The following is an 18,922-nucleotide window of genomic DNA, read 5'->3' on the forward strand; positions in this document are numbered from 1 at the left end:
GTGCCCGGGATCTACCTGGGCGCGATCCTGTTCTCGCTCGCGGGGATGATCGCGATCGATGTGAAGTTCTCGCTGGCGTTGCGCGTCGCGCCCGTTCGGACGATCGCCTCGGTCCTCGTCGCGACCGTGTTCTTCCTGGTGTGGGATGCCGTGGGCATCGTCACGGGCGTTTTCGTGAAGGGCGAGAGTCCGCTCTTCATCGGCGTCGAGCTGGCACCGCACCTGCCGCTCGAGGAAGTCTTCTTCCTCCTCTTCCTCAGCTACCTCGCGGTCGTCATGTACGCCGTGTTCGAGCGGCGAGCACGCGCCCGGATCCGTGACCGCGCCCGTGTTCAGGAGGACGCATGACCTACCCCCTGATCGTGCTTCCCTTCGTGATCCTCACGGCGGCGGTGACCCTCGCGACGCTCGCCCGTCCGCGCTTCCGGCAGCGCATGGCATCCTCGATGCTCGTCGCCCTGGTCCTCATCGCTCTCACCCTCGTCTTCGACAACCTCATGATCGCCGTCGACCTCTTCTCGTACCCGGAGCAGCACCTCAGCGGTCTGCGCCTCGGCCTGGCCCCGATCGAGGACTTCGCGTACCCGCTGTGCGCCGCCTTCCTCGTACCGGCGGTGTTCACGCTGCTGTCCCCTCACCCGTCCCCGAAGGATGTCGCATGACCGCCCCCGCCGCTCTCACTCCCGGCCGCGTTCTGCGGGAGCTGTTCGTGTCGTCGCGACCGGTCAGCTGGATCAACACCGCGTTCCCCTTCGCCGCCGCCTATCTGCTCACGACGCGGCAGATCGACGCGACGCTGATCGTCGGCATCCTGTTCTTCCTCGTGCCGTACAACCTCGCGATGTACGGGGTGAACGACGTGTTCGACTACGAGTCCGACCTGCGCAATCCCCGCAAGGGCGGAACGCACGGAGCCGTGCTCGACAAGCGGATGCATCCGATCACCCTCTGGGCGTCGGTGCTGTCGTGCCTGCCGTTCGTCGTGTATCTGGTGGTCGTCGGTTCGCCGCTGTCGTGGCTGGTCCTGGCGCTGAGCCTGTTCTTCGTCGTGCTCTACTCCGCGCCCCCGCTGCGTCTGAAAGAGCGCCCCTTCGCCGACTCGGTGACGAGCAGCATCCACTTCTTCTCGCCCGCCGTCTACGGTCTCGTGCTCGCCGGCGCGGCCTGGACCTGGCAGCTCGTGTTCGTGTTCGTCGCCTTCGCCCTCTGGGGAATCGCCTCGCACGCGTTCGGGGCGGTGCAGGACGTCGAGGCGGACCGTGCCGCAGACATCTCGTCGATCGCCACCGCTCGGGGGGCGCGCTGGACCGTGCGCTTCGCGCTGGTCGCCTACGCCCTCGCCGGCGTGGCGATGCTGTTCACGGCGTGGCCCGGACCTCTGGCAGCCGTGCTGGTGATCCCCTACCTCGTCGTCTGCTGGCCGTACCGGAACGTCACGGATGCCGAGAGCGACCGCGCGACCGCCGGGTGGAATCGCTTCCTCTGGCTGAACCAGATCGCCGGCTTCGGCACGACGATGCTGCTGATCTGGTGGTGGTTCCTGACGGCCTGACGGGCGGGTCGGGGCCGCCGAGCTCGCGTGCCCGGCGCTCGCGATGCCCGGCGCACGCGGCGCCCGACGCGTGCGGTGGCATCCCCGTCGAGTGTCCAAGACACGCCGTTATCCCGGTGCCGGTTACGGCGTGTCTTGGACACTCGACGGGAGTGATGGATGCCGGGGCGCGGCGCACGGGGCCGCGCGAGGCGGGGCGCGGCGCGAACGGCGAACGCCGGTACCCGCGGAAGCGGGGCACCGGCGTTCGTCGTGGACCGAAGGTCAGCCGCCCTGGTTCTCGGTGCTTCCCGAGGAGGGCGCCTGCAGCTCGAGCAGGCGCTGGACCGCTGCGGTGAGTCGCGCGTCCTGCGTGGCGAAGGCCGAGAGGTCTCCGCTCGAGAGCGCCTGCTGGCGCGCCGTCAGCGCGTCGCGCGCTTCCTGCAGCGCCGCGGCGTAGTCGCCGGCCGGGGCGGACGGGGTCGACGGAGTGGGGTTCTCCGCCTGATCCGTCGGGGTCACCGACTCGTCTCCCGTGTCGGCTCCCGAGTCTCCGCCGAAGAGGGCGTCGAGCGCCTCGCTCAGCGTGTTCTCGAACGCGATCTTGTCACCGAAGGCGACCAGGACGCGGCGGAGCTGCGGCAGCTTCGTGTCACCGGACGACTGCACGAACACGGGCTGCACGTACAGCAGACCACCGCCCACGGGGAGCGTCAGCAGGTTGCCGTTGAGCACCTGCGACTGCCCCTGCTGGAGGATGTTGATCTGCGACGACACGTTCGTATCCGAGTCGAACGTGTTCTGCACCTGGCCGGGGCCGGGCACCGTCGTCGCCGCGTCGATCACGAGCATGCGCAATCGCCCGTAGTCGTCGCGTTTCGTGCCCTTTTCGTCACCGGCGTTGGAATCGACCGCGAGGTAGCCCGTCAGCACGTTCCGCGCCTGACCGCCCTGGGACGCCGGGATGAAGCTCGTGAACATCGAGTACGACGGCGCATCCTGACTCGGCATCTTCATCGTCAGGTAGTACGGCGGCTGGAGCTCGTTCGCGTTCTGCGGGTCGTTCGGCGTCGCCCAACGGTTGTCCTGCTGGAAGAAGGACCGGGCGTCGTCGACGTGGTACACGCCGAGCATCGACCGCTGCACCTTCATGAGGTCGGTCGGGTAGCGGACGTGGCTCATGAGGTCGGCCGACATCTCGCTCCAGGGCTGGAGAGTCGACGGGTAGATCTTCTGCCAGGTCTGCAGGACCGGGTCCTGGTCGTCCCACGCATAGAGCGTCACACTGCCGTCGTACGCGTCGACCGTCGCCTTGACCGAGTTGCGGATGTAGTTGATGTCATCCAGTGCGTACGTCGGAGCCGGGTTGTTCGAGTCGGCGATCGCCCGAGAGAGCGACACACCGGTCGAGTACGGGTAGTTCGCGCTCGTCGTGTACCCGTCGACGACCCACTTGATGCGCCCGTCGACGACGGTCGGGTAGGGGTCGCTGTCGAGCGTCAGGTAGGGCGCGACCTTCTGCACGCGCTCCTTGGGGTTGCGGTCGTAGAGGATCTGCGAGTCTGCGTTGACGTAGTCCGAGAAGAGGATCTGCTCCGACTGGAACTTCAGCGCGTAGATGAGGCGGTTGAAGACGTTGCCGACGCTCGGACCGCCGTTCCCGCGGAACGTCGTGCGCGTCTCGGTGCCTCCGTCGGCGCCGAGCGGGTAGTCGAGCTCGATGTCTTCGCCCCCCTCGGGCCCGCCGACGATCGAGTACTGCGGCGACTGCTCACCGAAGTAAACGCGGGGCTCGTAGTTCAGGTCCGTGAGGAAGCCCGTTCCCGGGATGGCGCGTTCGAGGAAGACGGGGTCACCGTCGGCCGTGCGCTCGTTTCCCGCCGCGGCCACCATGCCGTACCCGTGCGTGTACACGAGGGTGGAGTTCTGCCACGAGTTGGCGTCGCCGAGCTGACTCGTGTTCAGCTCTCGGAGCGACACGACGGCATCCTGGCTCTGCCCGTTGATCTGGTAGCGGTCGACGTCGAGCGGCTCCGCGAACTGGTAGTACGAGCGGTACTGCTCGAGCTGGCGGACCGTGGGGCCGATGATGGCCGGGTCCATGATGCGCAGCTGGGCGGTGGATGCCGCATCGTTGCGCAGCTGACCGGCCTGCGCCGTCGTCGTGGCCTCGAAGTTCTCTTTCTCGACCTTGTCGATGCCGTACGCGGTCTTCGTGCTGTCGAGGTTGCGCTGGTAGTACTGGCTCTCGAGCGACAGCTGGTTCGGGCGCACCTGGAATGTGTTCACCGCCCACGGGATCGCAGCACCGACGACGATCGCCGAGACGACGAGCAGCGCTGTCGCGATCAGGGGGTAGCGCCACCGGCCGATGAACGCGGTGACGAAGAAGGCCAACGCCACGATCACCGCGGCGATCGCCAGGATCGTCTGGCCGGGGATCACCGCGTTCGCACCCACGTAACCCGGACCCGTGATGCGGTCGTCGGGCTGGATGAGCGTGCGGTAGCGGTCGAGCCAGAGGCTGGCGCCCTGCAGGAGCAGGTAGAGGCCGGCGAGGACCGCCAGCTGGATGCGCGCGGCCTTCGAGATGCGCAGCTCGCGCTGGCCCACCCGAACGGATCCGTAGAGGTAGGACACCACGGCGGTGAGGAGGAGAGAGACGAGGGCGACGGCGGACGCGAAGCCCAGGACCGCCGTGTAGAACGGCATCGCGAACATGTAGAACCCGGTGTCGAGCCCGAACTGCGGGTCGGTCACCGCGGTCTGCACCCCGTTCGCCCACAGCCAGGTCGTCTCCCACTGCGCGGAGGCCGCGAAGCCGGCGAAGAAGCCGAAGAAGATCGGGATTCCCCACATCGCCAGGCGCCGCAGGGGCTCGACGACCTCCTGGTAGCGATCGAGCTGGGAACTCAGCCGCGCGTAGACGGGACGCAGCCGGTACGCCAGCTGGATCGCCGCCCACACCGGGACGGCCATCGCGACGAATCCGACGGCGAACATCACGGCCCGCGCGATCCACTGCGTGGTCAGCACGGTCGTGAACCCGAGCTGCGCGAACCACATCCAGTCGGCGTAGAGGTTCGCGAACACGAAGAAGGCAACGACCAGCGCGGCGATGATCGCCAAGCTGATCGAGATGATTCGTCGGGAGCGGTTCGGCGGCGTGGCCTGGTTCGGCGCTGAGGTCGTGGTCACCACCTCATCCTAGGCGCGACCACTGTGGGTGAGCCGTGGATACTACGATCCCGTGCTGTTGCCCGCCTCGCAGGTCGGCAGAGCGTCGAGGTCGCCGCCTTCGCGAATCGTCTCCAGCACCTTCAGGGAGTCCGAGAGGGTCGACACCGAGAACACCCGGATGCCGTTCGGCACGTGGCCCACGACCTCGTTGCAGTTGGCCGACGGGGCGAGGAACCAGGTGGCACCGGCATCCCGAGCCCCGTAGAGCTTCTGACGGATGCCGCCGATCGCACCGACCTGACCCTGCTCGTCGATCGTGCCGGTGCCGGCAATGTGCTGTCCGCCGGTGAGGTCGCCGGGCGACATCTTGTCGATGATGCCGAGGGCGAACATCATGCCCGCGCTCGGGCCGCCGATGTCGTTGAGCTGGATCTTGACGTCGACGGGGAGATCGAAGCCGATGGCGAGCACGATACCGACGAGCCACTGCTGCTGCCCGTTGACCTCGCCCTGGCGCGGGGTGACGGTCACCGTCGTCTGAGTGCCGTCCCGGTCGACCCCGAAGGTCACGGGCTGACCTCCCGCGGCCTGGATGGCGGCCTTGACGTCGTCCGCCGTCGGGGTGGCGGTTCCGTCGACGGACTCGATCACGTCGCCGGCCTCGAGGAGGCCCGAGGCGGCACCATCACCGGTGACGCTCCCCACCACGATGCGCTGGGGGACGTCGTAGCCGAGTTGGCGCAGCGCGGCCGCGGAGGCCTCGAGCTGCGAGTCGGTCATCAGCGCGGCGTTCTCGGTGTTGCGCTGCTCGGTCGTCTGCCCCTCGGGGAAGATCCGGTCGATCGGGATGACCGCGCGGGAGGGGTCGAACCAGGCGAGAGCCAGCTCGATCCAGGTGGGCGTGCGGTCGCGGTTGCCGTTCACCTGAACGGTGAGCAGGTCGAGCTGCCCCGTCGTCGGGTCGCCCTTCTCGTCCGGCACCGAGATGAGCGGCACATCGACACCGTCGGCGTTCTTCGACGTTCCGAGCGTGTCAAGCACCGGTCCGGGCTGTTGGATCACGTACGCGGTCGGCAGGAAAGTCAGGACGAAGAGCACGACGACCGCGACGGCGAGCGACCACAACCCGAACAGGGTGGTGCGTGACCGTCGGCGTGCGGGAGCGGGCACGACGGAGACGTTCTCGTCGAACAGGGTCACGGGTCCTACCTTTACCGGGGATCGTTCGCGCGCGGCGTAAGCGGCGTGGAGCCGAGCCGGGGAGAGCGAGGAAACGTGCGACTAGCGTAGATCCCGTTCCCCTTGACCTGGCTGAGAGGCGAAGAAGTGGCAGACGACGACCGGAACCCTGAAGAAGAGTTCCAGGAGCTCATGCGTCGCCTGATGTCGGGCGACATGACCGGCATCGATCCCGAACAGCTCTCCCGGCTGTCGGGCATGCAGATCGACCCCGCGATGCTGCAGGCCGTGATGAGCCAGCTGCAGGGCGCGTTCGCGGGCACGCAGGAGGGTGTGGACTGGAGCCTGGCCGAACGCCAGGCGCTGCACATCGCCAATCAGGACGGTCTGGGCGTCACCGCGGGTCAGAGCAGCGACCTGTCTCAGGCTTTCGCCCTCGCGAACCTCTGGCTCGGCGAGGCCACGAACATCGCCGACCTCCCCCAGCCCGCACGCGCCGTCACGCGTGGCGCGTGGGTCAGCGCGACGCTTCCCGTCTGGCAAGAGCTCGCCGAGCCGGTGGCGACGAGTATCGCCGACGCGCTGACCGACGCCCTCGGTCAGCAGGCACCCGACGACATGCAGGAGATGATCGCGGGTGCGGGACGCTTGATGCGCACGGTCGGCGGCTCATTGTTCGCGACACAGCTCGGGCACGTCGTGGGTCGACTCTCCACCGAGGTCGTCGGCGGCGGAGATGTCGGCATCCCGGTCATGCCCGACGGCGAAGCCGCGATCCTGCCGCAGAACTTCGCCGATTTCGGCCGCGACCTCGAGATCCCCGACGACCAGCTCGCGCTGTACCTCGCGACGCGCGAACTCGCCCACGCACGTCTCTTCCGGCACGCGCGCTGGCTGCGACTGCACGTGATCTCTCAGGTGCGCGATTTCGCGCACGGTATCCGCGTCGACACCGACGCTCTCGAAGACCTCGCGTCACGGTTCGACCCCTCGCAGCCCGAGGAACTCCGCAGCGCGTTGGAGAGCGGTGCCCTGCTGCCGGCGCGCTCGGAGGAGCAGACCGCGGCGCTGACGCGCCTCGAGAATCTGCTCGCCACGATCGAGGGCTGGGTCGACGTCGTCACGGAGGACGCGACGTCCCGCCTCCCCGCCGCGGCGCGTATCGCCGAGGCGGTGCGACGTCGCCGCGCGGTGGGCGGTCCTGCCGAGCAGGCTCTCGGTTCGCTCGTCGGGCTGGAACTGCGTCCGCGCCGTATGCGCGAGGCCGCCGCGATGTGGCGCGCCGTCACCGACGCGGTCGGGGTGGCCGGCCGCGACGCCCTCTGGGACTACCCCGACCTCATGCCGTCGGCGGAGGACATCGACGATCCGGCACGCCTCGTGGAACGGGTCGTCGCCACGTCGCGCGGTGAAGCCGCCCCGACGGATGCCATGGACGACGCGCTCGCCCAGTTGCTGGCGGAGGAGAACCTCGCCGACCAGGACCGTGACGGCGCTCCGGGCCGTGAGGAGTCCGACGGCGACGAGGGGACACCGGGCGACCAGCGTCCGGTCTGACTCCTCCTCCCCAGCAGCCGCCGCAGTCCCGCGGCGTGTGGACAAGCGGGCGCGGCGCGGGAGAGCCCGAGATCATCGGTGGATGATCCGACTCGACCAGGCCGCTCCCCCGCTCTTCCGCTCCGACGGAACCGTGCAGTTCGGCGCGCCCGCCCGCGCTCGCGTCGAGTACTCGGCGCCGTGGGTGGAACGCGCGATCGACGCGCTCGAGGCGGGGACGACGCGCAGCGAACTCCGCGCACTCGCTCGCCTGCATCGCGCACCGAACGCGGACGCCGACGCCGATGCGCTGCTCACGACGCTCTCCCCCGCGCTCGTGCGCTCCCGACGCCCCGGGACGTTCGTGGTGCAGACCGCCGACGACCTGCCCCCGGCCGCCGTCCGCGCGGTGCTCGCCGCCCTACCGGCGCGGAGCCGGCTGGTCGCGTGGGCGGGCGCCGACACGGCGCCGGTCGCGGCCGGCTCGCGCGTCGTGCTCCTCGCGGCGCATCGCGTGGATCCTCGCCGGGCATCAGCCCTCCTCCGCGAGGGTGTCGTGCACCTGCCCCTGGTTCTCGACGGAGCCAGCGCGACCATCGGTCCGGTCGTCCACCCCGGACGCACGGCGTGCTTGTCGTGTCTGGATGCCACGGCACAGCGCCTCGACGGGTCATGGCCGCTTCTCGCGGCGCAACTGCTCGCCCGCCCGTGCGCGACCGCCGATGTCGCTCTGGCCGCGGAGGCAGGACGCGCCGCTCGGCACCTGCTCAGCGCGCGGCCTGCCGTCCCGTCCCGCTCGCTGCGCCTGCGCGTCGACTCGCTCCGGCGTGTCTGGGAAGACCATCGGCCGAGCGCAGACTGCCGGTGCCGATCTCTCGAAGGAAACGCGACGGCTCCCGATCCGCCCGGCCACGACCTCGAGCCCAGCTCACCGTCAGCGATCGCGCCGCTCTCGTGACACCGACGTACGCGAGACGACGCTCCTCGTCGACGGCTTCGAACGTGGTGGCATACGAAATCGGGAGAAGGCCCTCGCTCACGCCGATGAGGAAGACGTGCTCCCATTCGAGTCCCTTCGCCGCGTGCAGGGTCGAAAGGGTGACGGTGCGCGTCGCGGGCTCGTGCTGGTCGCGCGCCCGCGCCTGCAGATCATCGGTGAACGAACGAAGGTCGGTGCCGGGAGCCGCTTCCTCCGCGAGACGTAGCAGCGCCGCGCGGGCCTCCCAGCCGTCGCGGAGCGCCCCACCCGCCTGCGGCGGATCGTCCGTCAGACCGACCCCGCGCAGGACGTCGCGGACCGTCGCCAGGAAGCCCGTCTCCACGGGAGCGACGGAAGCGGCGCGCAGCGCCATCAAGGCCTGCCGCACCTCCGGCATGTCGAAGAACTTGCGGCCGCCGAGCACCGTGGCCGCAATCCCACGAGACGAAAGAGCGTTCAAGACGACCGCGGACTGCGCGTGCGAGCGATAGAGGATCGCGATGCTGTCGGGATCGGCACCGGCGGCGATGATCCCGGCGACCTCGGCGGCGATCCCGGCGGCCTCGGCTTCGTCATCCTCATACGCGAACACCGCGGGGACAGGGGCGTCGCCGTCGTGCGCCGCGACGAGCTCGAGCGCACCGGCACGGCCGCGCATGAGGTCGTTCGCCACCGCGAGCACCGCGCTGGTGGAGCGGTAGTTGCGCTCGAGCCGGACGACACGAGCGTCGTCGTACGTCCGGTCGAACTCGAGGAGGTAGCGGGCGTCGGCCCCGGTGAACGAGTAGATCGTCTGGCTCGCGTCACCGACGACGCACAGATCACGTCGATCGCCGAGCCAGAGTTCGAGCAGACGGTTCTGCAGGGGCGAGACGTCCTGGAACTCATCGACGGTGAAGTGTCGATACTGCTCGTGAACCGCCGCGGCCACACGGGGTTCCGCCTCGATCATGCCGGCGCAGGTGAGGAGGACATCCTCGAAGTCCATCTGCCGGCGCTCGTCCTTCAACTTCTCGTACGCCCGCTGAAGGTCGACGACCTGCTCCACGCGCAGTCGTCCGACCCCATCGGGACGCGCCGCGGCGTACTGCTCGATGGACCGCATCGTCACTTTGCGCCACTCGATCTGAGCGGCCACATCGCGCAGGGTCGCGGTGTCGGGCGCGAGCCCGATGCCGTCCGCGGCGTGAGCGAGCATACGCACCTTGTTGTCGATGATCGACGGTGCCTGATCGGCGGCCAGCGTCGGCCAGAAGTAGTTCACCTGAGCGAGAGCGGCGGCGTGGAAGGTGCGAGCGGACACCCCGTTGACCCCCAGGGCTCGCAGTCGTCCGCGCATCTCACCGGCGGCCTTCGCCGTGAAGGTGACGGCCATCACTCGCTGCGGCGAATAGGCACCCGTGTCGACACCGTGGGCGATGCGACGCGTGATCACGCGAGTCTTTCCGGTTCCCGCCCCGGCCAGCACGCACACCGGCCCGCGGAGAGCGCGTGCCGCCTCCAGCTGGTGCTCGTCGAGTCCGTCCAGCGCGTCGGAGGTCACGCGGCGCCCCCGTACCAGTCCTCGATCAACCGACGGGCGATGGAAGAGGTTCCGGGCAACTGCACGGCATCCTCCCCCCTCAGCGCCGCGCCGATCTGCTCCCGATCGAACCAGCGGACCTCGACGATCTCCTCGCCGTCGGCGCGGACCTCGGTGTCGTCGAGGATGCGGGCACGGAAGCCGAGCATGAGCGAGCGCGGGTACGGCCACACCTGCGAGCCGCGGTACTGAACGTCCTGCAGGCGTACTCCGGCCTCCTCGAGGATCTCGCGCGCGACCGCGTCCTCCAGTGACTCACCGGCTTCAGCGAACCCGGCGAAACACGAGTATCGACCCCCGCCCCACGCGGCATTCGCGCCGAGGAGGATCCGGTCGGGATCGGTCGCCGACGAGAGCAGCACGATCACCGCGGGGTCGGTGCGCGGGAAGTGTTCCCGTCCGCAGCGAGGACAGTGACGCGACCACCCGGCATGACGAAGCTCGGTGCGCGTTCCGCACGCCGGGCAGAACGGCGCGTCGCGCAGCCACCCGGCGAGGGCGACCGCGGTGGCGAAGATCTCCGACTCGTCCGCGGGCAGATCGCCCCCGACGCTGCGGAGTCTGCCCCACTCGACGGACGGGGAGAGGTGCAGGTCGTCGTCGTCATCGATGACGGCGAGAAGGAGGGCGTCATCGTTCCCGTCGCGCCCCAGAAAGGCCCACTCGATCGCCTGCCCGACCTCATCGGTGCGGAGCAGCGCCAGACGCCCGTCGTCGACGGGCGTCGCGTCTGCCCGCACGGCCAGGACACGGGTTCCGGATGCCGAGCGCTCGCGCGACAGGAGATCCTCGGCGGTGCGCTCGTCTCCGCGCCTGTCGAGCGCGCCGCCCGGCCATCGAGCGGGAGACGGGGAATCGGGCGGCACCGGAACGGGCAGCGGCATCGAACACCTCTCTCAAGGGCGTGGCGCAAGGGGAAGGAGCGAGCACGCGACCTACCCTGGGTGCATGGCCCGCTCGCCCCTCACTCTAGCCGCGTCGGTGACGGCGGCCCTCCCCCGGATCGGCGTGACGCGCGTCGGAGCGCTCACCGAGAACGCCGCGGGCCGCTTCGACGCCGCGCTCGTCCACCTCGACGACGGACGGACCGCTGTCGTGCGCCGCCCCTCCGCGGAGGAGTTCGCGTCGGACCTCGCCGCCGAGTCTCGCGCGCTGCACGCGCTGACCCCCGGGGTGCGGGCCCTCCTCCCCTTCGCCGTTCCCGAAGTGCTCGGCGAGAACGGATCCGGCATCGACCGCGTCCTCGTCACGACCCACCTCGAGGGCTATCGCATCGACCCCGCGCACCTGCCCAAGGGTCCTGGTTACGCTCCGGCCATCGGCGGCGCGTTCGCGGCCGTTCACGCGCTCCCCGTTTCGATCGTCCGCACCGACGGCCTTCCGGTCCGCTCCCCCGAGCAGGTGCGCGACGACACGGCCCGCCTGCTCGACCGCGCCGACGGTACGGACCGCGTTCCCGACGGTCTCATGCTGCGATGGCGGCAGGCGCTCCGCGAAGACGAGCTGTGGCGCTTCGAATCGGCCGTGGTCCTGGGGGGTGGGACGAGCTCCTCCGTGCTGCTGAAAGACGACGACGACGAGATTCCGCACGTGACCGGCGTGCTCGAGTGGTCGGGGCTGAGCGTCGGCGATCCCGCCGTCGACCTGCGGTGGCTGGCATCCGCCCCCCTCGCCGCCGACGATGTCTTCGCCGGCTACACCGCCGCCGGTGACCGCTCCCCCGACGCCCTTCTTCGCGAGAGAGCGCGCCTGTACGCCGAGCTCGAGTTCGCGCGCTGGCTCGTCCACGGGTACGACGCCGGCGACGCGGCGGTCGTGTCGGACGCCGTCGCCCTCCTGGAGGCGTTGGTCGAGGGCGTCCGCGGCGACCACATCGTGGCCGACTCGCGCACGGACATCGACGACGCGCTCGCCCTCGTCGAGAAGGTCCCCCCGGCGGTGATCGGGGGCGTCGACACGTCGATGCAGACCGACGCGTACGATCCCGAGGCTCTCTCGCTCTACCTCTCCGCGGAGCGGGACCGCGAGGCGGCGGCCGCCGGTCTCGCCGCCGCTCTGGCAGACGATGACTTCCCCCGGGCGACGGCCCCGTCCGACGCCGTGGATCTGCCCCCGGCCCTCAGCGAGGAACCCGGTCCGACCGCGCCGATCGACCTCGACGGGTGGACCGACGCGCCGTGGCGCACGGACCGGTCGGACGCCGAGTCTTCGGCCAAGGACGCCCCTGGACTCGACGTTCGCGGCGACGCCGCGGCTGCTGACGGCGCTGACGCCGCCGCCGCGGACGACGCCGTGGCACACGACGACGAGGAAGACGCCGCGCGCGCGAGCCGCGCGGCCCTGCGTCGCTGGGGCGTGACGGGCGACAACGTCTGAGCGCATCGCGCGCAGATCACCCGCGGAGGACCAGCTCGTCTCCGACGTAGAACAGCACGACGTCGATGGCATCGAATGGAATGCCGTGCTTCGCGTGATACGCCTCCCGATAGAGCTCGAGCTGGACCATGCGGGACCGCCGGTCCTCAGCCGTGGCCGGCGGCTTCCCCGTCTTCCAGTCGACGATCTCGTAGCGGTCGCCGCGTCGGTAGACCGCGTCGAGCTTGCAGATCACGACGTGTTCGCGGCCGTCGAGGCGCCGCGTGACGAAGTCGATCTCCGTCTCGACCTCGAGGGGCTGCAGGGTCGCCCACTCGGACCGTTCGAAACACTCGCGCAACCGCGCGAGTTCCGCCGCATCGGCGGCGGACGCTCCGAACTCGTCGTCATCCCACAGGGCTCCGTCGTCCAGGCCGAGGCCGGCACCCACGAGTCCTGAGCGCTGCTCGACCCAGGCGTGAAACAGCGTTCCGAGACGCGTCTGCCGGTACGGACGCTCGGGCATCGGCCGTCGGACCTCGTCGACGGCCGCGCCGTAGTCGGCGACGAAGTCCTTGAATCGCGACGCCGGGATACGCGTCGGCGCCGGGGCGTGGAGCGGCTGCAAGCGCGCGGCGCGCTCGGCGAGGAGTAGGGCGAGGTCCGCATCCGGCTCTGCCGGCGCCGCGCTACGCGCTGCTGCGACGTCCGCAGCCGCGGCCGTCACGGCCGTGCGCCGAGACCCGAGGGGGTCGAGCGGCCAGTGAAGCAGGCGCCGCTCCCCGTCGTACGGGTCTTCTCCCGCGTCGTCCACCGAGAGATCGAGCTCCAGGGCCTCCGCGGCCTCGTCGAGGAACACGCTCGGCCGGCGCGGCTTCTTCGTGCCCGACCACGTGGACCCCGACAGCAGCAGGTGATCGCGCGCGCGAGTGAAGGCGACGTAGGCCAGACGACGGTCCTCGTCGAGCTGACGAGCGCGATTCGCCGCGACGAAGTCGTCGATGGCCGCCTTCAGCTCCTGTTGTGTTTCGGCACCCCTCCACCCGAGAACGGGCAGCCACGCCGCATCGCCGCGGAAGTCGGAGGGCAGGATGCCGAACCCCAACCACCCCTTGGTGTCGCGCGGCAGCGAGGGAAGCTCGTCCGTGACCAGACGCACGACCGCGACGGCATCCCACTCCAGCCCCTTGGACCCGTGGATGGTCAGGAGCTGGACCACGTCGTCTTCGGGCGGCTCGGTGCGCGGCGCGAACTCGTCCGCCTGTTCGGCGTGGTCGAGCCAGGCCAAGAGGCTCGTCACCGAACCGGACTCGTCGGCGGCGAGGAACCCGCGGATCTCGTCGACGAACGCGCGCAACTGCGCCGAGGCGATGCGCGCGGGTCCGCGCGATTCGTTGGCGGCGAGCTCGATGTCGAGACGGAGTTCGGCTTCGATCAAGCGGATGATTTCGGGAATGGGGGCGCCGATGCTTCGCCGCAGGCCCGCGAAGACCGCCCCGGCCTCGCGCAGACGCGACCGCCCTTCGGGCGTGATGTCGGAGAGCCAACCGTGATCGTCACTCTGCCGGGCGATGAAGTCGAGCGCATCGACGAGAGATGCGCTGTCTCCACCGGGCGTGGCTCGCAGCCGCTCGACGACATCGCGCTCGAGCGGACGCAGAGCGACGTCGTGCGTCGCGAGACGCCGGGCGAGCTGGGCGAGCGCACGCAGGTCCGCCAGGCCCACCGCCCACCGCGGTCCGGACAACAGGCGGATCAGCGCGGAACCCGCCTCGGGGTCGCTGATCACGCGCAGGGCGGACACGACGTCGACGACCTCGGGCGTCGTCAGCAGGCCGCCGAGCCCGAGGATCCGGTGCGGGATGCCACGGCGTCCGAGCGCGTCGCCGAAACGCACCATGTGCTTCTTGCTGCGGAACAGGATTGCTCCGGTCGTGCCGAGATTCTGAGCCTGTCGGGCAGCGCGCACGCCGGCGAACCACGACGCGACGCGATCCGCCTCGGTGTCGAGATCGTTCTCGAAGACGAGTTCGACCAGGCCGTCCGGCGCACCCGGGCGCGCACGGAGCGCCTCGACCGCGATGGGCGATCGGTCCGCGAGCGGAGCGAGGACGGCGTTGGCGACGTCGAGGACGCGCGCGCTGTTGCGCCAACTGGTCAGCAGCGAGAAGTGTCGGCATCCCCCGTCCGGAGAGAACGCGGCGGGGAATCCGCCCAGGTTGCCGGCGCTCGCGCCACGCCACGCATAGATCGCCTGATGGGGGTCGCCGACGGCCATCACGCCCGTGCCCGCGAAGAGGGTCGAGAGCAGATCTGTCTGGACGACCGACGTGTCCTGGTACTCGTCGAGGAGAACGACGCGGTAACGCGACCGCAGTTCGGACACGACGGCGGGGTGCTCTCGGACGATCCGCAGCGCACCGGCCACTTGATCGGCGAAGTCCATGACACCCAGCCGGGTCTTCTCTCGGTCGTAGTCCGCGGCGAGGGTCGCGAGCAGACCGAGCGCGGACACGCGCGCGGCCGCGTCGGCGACGTCTTTGTAGACGGTGACACGCGCCGAAGTGGAGGGTCGCTCGACGATACGGCCGAACTCATCGGGGAAGGCGGCGAGGCGTTCGAGGTCGACGAGGTTGTCCACTCCGTCGCGCGCGATGCGTAGCGCGGCGTCGATCAGGGTGCGGGGCGACTCCTGCCGCTCCTCGAGTCGCGGGTCGTCGGACATGAAGACCACTCGTCGCATCAGAAGCCACGCCGCGGACTCGGAGAGGATCGCGGACTCGGCGTCGCGCCCGATCCGCAGCCCGTGCTCGCGAACGAGAGAATCGGCGAAGCTGTTGTAGGTCGAGACGGTCGGACGGTGCAGCAGCTGGTCGCCGTCGCCGTCGCCCGTGGCGGGTGCCGCGAACTCGTCGGCGAGGGCATCGAGGACCTCGCGTCGCGCCGCGTCGCCCCGCGCTCCGTCCCGAGAGGCGAGCTCGGCGAAGACCGCGAGGCGCCCGGCGGCATGCAGGTGCGGCAGCAGGGGCAGAAGACCGCGCGTCTCGAACTCCGAGAGCCTCTGGAGGCGCCGTTGGATGCGTTCGGCCAGTTCGCCCGCCGCCTTGCGCGTGAAGGTCAGGCCGAGCACTTCGTCACGACGGACGATGCCGTTGGCGACCAGCCAGACGACGCGCCCCGCCATCGTCTCGGTCTTTCCGCTTCCCGCTCCGGCCACGACGAGCGCCGGGGCCAACGGCGATTCGATGACGGCGGTCTGCTCGGGCGTGGGCGGAAACTGACCCAGCGCCGCGGCGATCGTCGCTGCGGAGAGTGTCGGGCTCACGAGGCGCTCACCGCCGACACCGTGTGGATGCGGCAGAGTCCGTACGAGAATTCATCGCGGCAGTGGACCTCGTAGGGAGCGGCGAACGTTCCGCCCCTCATCACGCCGACCGCCCTCTGCACCCGCTCGACGAACGCGGTGCGCGCCTGGTCGTCGAATGGCGGCTGAAGCGGCTCGGCGTAGTCCTTCGTGACCGCACTGGGTCGCAGGACGAGGAGTTTCGCACCTCCGGGCGCCAGACCTTCGGTGTTCTCGATCGCCCCCGAGGCGAACGCCAACTGGTACGCCGCCAGCTGCGGGTTGTCGGCGACCTTGGCATCCGTCTGCGGTTCGTTCTTCCCCGTCTTGAGGTCGACGATCACCACCTGTCCGGACGCTGACACCTCGACACGGTCGATATCGCCACTGACCACCGCACCGTGTACACCCGCATCGTCGATCGGAATCGGAACCTCGAAGTGGCGCTCCGCGCCGATGAGCCGACCCCCGGCATCGTCGAAGCGACGAAGATACGTCGCAAGGCGCCTGACGAGGTCGCGTGCGCGCGTCCGCTCGGCGCGCTCCCGCCAGGCGGCATCGAAGACCAGCTCTCCCCACCGCTCCTCGACCACCGCCCAGAGATCGTCCTCGGACGTGGATGCCGCCGTCTCGAGGGCCGCGTGGATGATCGTGCCGATGCCCGCCGTCGTGCCGCTGCGGTCACCGCCGAGGTCGGCGATCACCCAGTTCAGCTCGCACTCTTCGAGCGTGTGCAGCCGCGAGGGCGAAACGCGCACGTCTTCGCGCGTGAGGTCTCGCAGGGGTGCCGTCGAGGTGGGCGCGGCGACGCCGTACCACTGTTCCGGCGCGGCCCCCGCGACATCGGCGGCGGCGAGCAGCGCGAGCTGACCGGCGGCGTGGCGACGTTCCGCGGCCGGGACGCGAGGCACGGTCAGCGCCCGACGGTGCCGGGCGACGAGTCCCCGCAGCGACAGCGGATGCTCGGGGATCGCGGATGCCGGCTCCGGCGTGGGCAGCATCTCGAACAACACGCTCGGCCCGGTGTCGTCGTCGTCGACGGCGGTCACGATGAGCTGGGTCCCGGCGCGGGAGATCGCGCGGACGAACAGCCGCAGTTCGTCGTGCATCGCCGACCGACGGCGGTCGAGCATGCCCGCCGCGGGCAGGTCGGGGAACTGCACCGCTTCGGCGAGACGCCACGTCTCCAGCAGTCCGCCACGCAAACGCGTGTTCGGCCAGATCCCGTCCTGCACGCCGGCCACGATCACGGTGTCGAACGCGGTTCCCGCGGCGGCCGCGGGCGTGAGGACGCGCACGGCGTCGATCACCGCGGGCTGCTCGATGCGGTCTTCGGCGACGTCGCTGTCGAGGATCGCCCGGAGGAAGACGGCCGCTTCTCCGTCGGGTTCGCGTTCGGTGAAGCGTTTCGCCGCTTGGAACAGCGCCACCACCGCGTCCAGGTCGCGATCCGCCTGCTCCGCGAGCGGCCCCTGCCCGCGCGCCGTCTCGCGCCACGAGCGCGCGAGCCCACTGCGCTCCCACGCCGTCCACAGCAGCTCGTGCGCCGTCGCGTGCTCCGCCGACTGTCTCCGCAGGACCGCGAGCGTCTCCGCGAGCCGGGCCGCCCGGCGCGCCTCTCGCGAGTCGATCGACGCGAACTCGAGGGGATGCCGAAGGCCCGACGCGAGAACCTCGCCCGCCGAGCGGGTACCGCCCTTCTGCAGCTCCCGGTGCCGGAGTTCGGTGCGCAGTCGACGGAGTTCGATGGGGTCGAAGCCGCCGAAGGTCCCGAGCAGCGCATCGCCGATCGACTCCGGCGACCAGTCGAGGGGGTCCGCCGCACCCAGCTCGACGAGTGCGACGAGATCGCGTACGGGCCGCTGGGCGCCGAGAGCGACGCCCGGGCCGCTCGACCGTGCCGGCACCTCTCGAGCGGCGAGTTCTGCTTCGAGTGCGGCGACCTGCCGCGAATCGTGGGCGATCACGGCGCACGCCCCCCACGGCACTCCGCCGAGCACATGACGTTCACGAAGGAGGCGCGCGATCGCGTCGGCCTCTTCAGCCGGGGACCGCAGGAGGAATGTGCGGACGGAGCCGGTGGGCGCAGCACCATCAGGGGCGCGCCGGTGCGCCACGATGCCCGCGGCACCGATGCGCGCGGCCACCGTTCGCACGAGATCGACCTGTTCGGGGGTTCCCCTGTGCACCGTCCCGAGCGTCGCGAGGTCTCCCAGCTCCCGGGTGAGCCGCGCGAAGTTCTCGGGCGTCGCGCCGCGGAACGCTCCCGAACCGACATCGGGATCGCCGAACGCGACCACGCCGATCCCGAGCGCACGGCACACCCGCAGGAGGTCGACCCCGCCGCTGGTGAGCTCCTGTGCATCGTCCACGAGAATGCATCGGAGCGCCGCGAACCGCCCCAGCATCTCGCGATCGCGCACCGCCTCGCTCAGGATGCCGACGGCTTCGCGCGCGAGATCCGCGGCGTCCCGGTGCGCACCGCGCATCCGTCGCCGGACATGGCGATACTCACGCGTGAACGAGGCCAACGACTCCCACACCTCCACGTCGTGATGCGCGGCCAGGGCCGACAGGTCGTCGGGGCTGAGACCGAGATTGGTGCACTCCGCGAGGAAGGCACGGAGGTCGCCGCGGAAGCCGCGGGTCGCCCGGATCGCGGGTCCGAGCCAGTCCGGCCAGCGCGAGAAGCCCTCGGCCTCGTCTGCGGCGTCGCCGTCGAGCAGGTCTTTCACGATCTGGTCTTCGTCTCCGCCGGTCAGCAACTGCGGCGGCTCATCGCCCCGGCGCACCTCTGCTCCGCGCACCAGCTGGAACGCGAACGAGGCCAGCGAGCGCGCCAGCGCTCCCGAAGTCGCTCGCCCTACCGCGAGGGCGAGGGGGTCACGCAGCGCCGTCGCTGCGGGCCGTGTCGGCGTCAAGACGAGGATGTGATCCGGATCCACCCCGGATTCCACGAGGTGCCGCACGCGCGCGACGAGCGTCGAGGTCTTGCCCGATCCGGGCGCACCGACGACGACCCCGCTCCGCGCGGCGTCCCATTCGACGACCTCACGCTGATCCCGGTCGAGGACGGGCGGCGAGGTGTCGCGATCGAGCATGTCTTCCACGCTAGCCGCGGCTTCCGACATCGACTTTCCCCCACGCTCCGGACCGGGTCGCACGCCCGCACCCCGCGTCTTCACGAGCGTGCGTTCGCCGTCCGCGAAGCGACGCCTCGGGCGCGGCTCCCTGTCG

General features: G+C 70.3%; 11 protein-coding genes. 5 read left to right on the forward strand and 6 right to left on the reverse strand.

Going from position 1 to position 18,922, the window contains the following annotated elements:
* Genes AB0O24_RS00265 through AB0O24_RS00275 form a run of 3 tightly spaced genes read left to right on the forward strand, consistent with a single transcriptional unit; the run spans nucleotide 1 to nucleotide 1,552 of the window.
* On the forward strand, nucleotides 1-348 hold the full coding sequence (locus tag AB0O24_RS00265; protein WP_363371662.1) for a lycopene cyclase domain-containing protein: 348 nt from the start codon (nucleotides 1-3) through the stop codon (nucleotides 346-348).
* The gene (locus AB0O24_RS00270; RefSeq protein WP_363371664.1) at nucleotides 345-662 is read left to right on the forward strand and encodes a lycopene cyclase domain-containing protein; all 318 of its coding nucleotides are present in this window, start codon (nucleotides 345-347) and stop codon (nucleotides 660-662) included. The genes AB0O24_RS00265 and AB0O24_RS00270 overlap by 4 nt, the downstream gene beginning before the upstream one ends.
* Nucleotides 659-1,552 (forward strand): prenyltransferase, encoded by an 894-nt coding sequence (locus tag AB0O24_RS00275; RefSeq protein WP_363371667.1) that lies wholly within the window; start codon nucleotides 659-661, stop codon nucleotides 1,550-1,552. The genes AB0O24_RS00270 and AB0O24_RS00275 overlap by 4 nt, the downstream gene beginning before the upstream one ends.
* Nucleotides 1,553-1,816: 264 nt before the next feature.
* Here the strand turns inward: AB0O24_RS00275 and AB0O24_RS00280 are convergent, their stop codons facing one another.
* Nucleotides 1,817-4,729, reverse strand: coding sequence for a UPF0182 family protein (locus AB0O24_RS00280; RefSeq protein ID WP_193754803.1), 2,913 nt, complete (start codon nucleotides 4,727-4,729; stop codon nucleotides 1,817-1,819).
* A 42-nt stretch (nucleotides 4,730-4,771) separates the two neighbouring features.
* On the reverse strand, nucleotides 4,772-5,911 hold the full coding sequence (locus tag AB0O24_RS00285) for a S16 family serine protease (RefSeq protein ID WP_363371670.1): 1,140 nt from the start codon (nucleotides 5,909-5,911) through the stop codon (nucleotides 4,772-4,774).
* Nucleotides 5,912-6,037: 126 nt separating this feature from the next.
* Here AB0O24_RS00285 and AB0O24_RS00290 point away from each other — a divergent pair, with 126 nt between their 5' ends.
* Complete coding sequence (locus AB0O24_RS00290) at nucleotides 6,038-7,447, forward strand: zinc-dependent metalloprotease (RefSeq protein WP_363371672.1); 1,410 nt, start codon at nucleotides 6,038-6,040, stop codon at nucleotides 7,445-7,447.
* 746 nt (nucleotides 7,448-8,193) lie between these two features.
* Here the strand turns inward: AB0O24_RS00290 and AB0O24_RS00295 are convergent.
* A complete protein-coding gene (locus AB0O24_RS00295; protein WP_307385902.1) occupies nucleotides 8,194-9,948 on the reverse strand; it encodes an ATP-dependent helicase in 1,755 nt (584 codons plus the stop codon).
* Nucleotides 9,945-10,871 carry an NAD(+) diphosphatase gene (nudC, locus tag AB0O24_RS00300; RefSeq protein WP_363371675.1) on the reverse strand — a complete coding sequence of 309 codons (927 nt, stop codon included), beginning with the start codon at nucleotides 10,869-10,871 and terminating at the stop codon, nucleotides 9,945-9,947. The genes AB0O24_RS00295 and nudC overlap by 4 nt, the downstream gene beginning before the upstream one ends.
* A gap of 64 nt (nucleotides 10,872-10,935) precedes the next feature.
* On the opposite strand from nudC, the gene AB0O24_RS00305 reads away from it, so the two are divergent.
* Nucleotides 10,936-12,363, forward strand: coding sequence for an aminoglycoside phosphotransferase (locus AB0O24_RS00305; RefSeq protein WP_363371678.1), 1,428 nt, complete (start codon nucleotides 10,936-10,938; stop codon nucleotides 12,361-12,363).
* 16 nt (nucleotides 12,364-12,379) lie between these two features.
* On the opposite strand, the gene AB0O24_RS00310 is transcribed toward AB0O24_RS00305, so the two are convergent.
* Together AB0O24_RS00310 and AB0O24_RS00315 are read right to left on the reverse strand one after the other, a co-directional pair.
* A complete protein-coding gene (locus AB0O24_RS00310) occupies nucleotides 12,380-15,667 on the reverse strand; it encodes an ATP-dependent DNA helicase (RefSeq protein WP_363371681.1) in 3,288 nt (1,095 codons plus the stop codon).
* On the reverse strand, nucleotides 15,664-18,786 hold the full coding sequence (locus AB0O24_RS00315; protein WP_363371683.1) for an ATP-dependent DNA helicase: 3,123 nt from the start codon (nucleotides 18,784-18,786) through the stop codon (nucleotides 15,664-15,666). Before AB0O24_RS00315 ends, AB0O24_RS00310 begins: the two co-directional genes overlap by 4 nt.
* Nucleotides 18,787-18,922: the final 136 nt, after the last annotated feature.

Source organism: Microbacterium sp. NPDC086615 (assembly GCF_040686055.1).
Lineage (GTDB): Bacteria > Actinomycetota > Actinomycetes > Actinomycetales > Microbacteriaceae > Microbacterium.